Annotated in this window: 1 protein-coding gene; it reads right to left on the reverse strand. The window is 59.8% G+C overall.

The annotated features are described in order from the left end of the window. A partial coding sequence (locus ACV22W_RS33530) for an IS30 family transposase (RefSeq protein WP_448023821.1) occupies window positions 1–803 on the reverse strand: 803 nt, incomplete at its 3' end. Window positions 804–853 lie beyond the last annotated feature (50 nt).

Below are 853 nucleotides of genomic sequence, written 5' to 3' on the forward strand. Positions count from 1 at the left end.
TAGGGATCGGCAAACCAGATGTCCAGGTTCAGTCGCTCGGCCAGTTCTACATGACACGTCATTTCCGATCCGCGATCGTAGGTCAGGCTCTCGCGCAGAAAGGCCGGCACCTTTTTCATCTGGCGCGTGAAGCCTTCCAGCGCATCCTGGGCCGTGCAACCGTCCATCCGGCACAGCACCACGAAGCGCGTTTTGCGCTCGACCAGCGTGCCGACGCAGGAACGATTAAAGGCGCCCTTGATCAGGTCGCCCTCCCAATGACCCGGCCACTTTCGTGTTTCGATCTCTTCGGGACGATGGATGATGCGCAGTTCTTCCGGCACAAAGCTCTTGCGGGCCAGCGTCTTGCGCGTGTTGCCGCGCGCCGGCTTTTCCTGGCGAAGCGCTTCGATCATCGCCTGCTTCAAGCCACCGCGCGGGTGGGTATAAATCGACGCGTAGATCGTTTCGTGACTGACGCGTTGTTCCAGATTCTCGGGGTGCATGTCGCGAAGTCTGGCAGCAATTTGCTGTGGCGACCAGCGCCGATAAACCAGATCGTGATGCACCTGCCAGTACAACGCGTTTCCAGCCGCCAGCTTTCGTGGCCGCCGACTTCGTTCACGTCGCCTGCGATATCCCTGGGCCGCCGCCGTGGCGTCATAACGGCACGACGACTCCCCGAGGTTGCGCGTCAGTTCGCGCGCAATGGTCGACGCACTGCGATTGAGCAGCCGGCCTATCGCTCGGACGCTTGTATTTCTGGCCCGCTCGATCATGATGGCCGCGCGCTCTTCGGCACTCAAATGCTTGTATTTCGTCATCACAACACCCTACCTCATGACGGGTGTTGCACTTGAAACTAGAGTCTAAG

The sequence above is a fragment of the Burkholderia sp. AW49-1 genome (assembly GCF_053427845.1).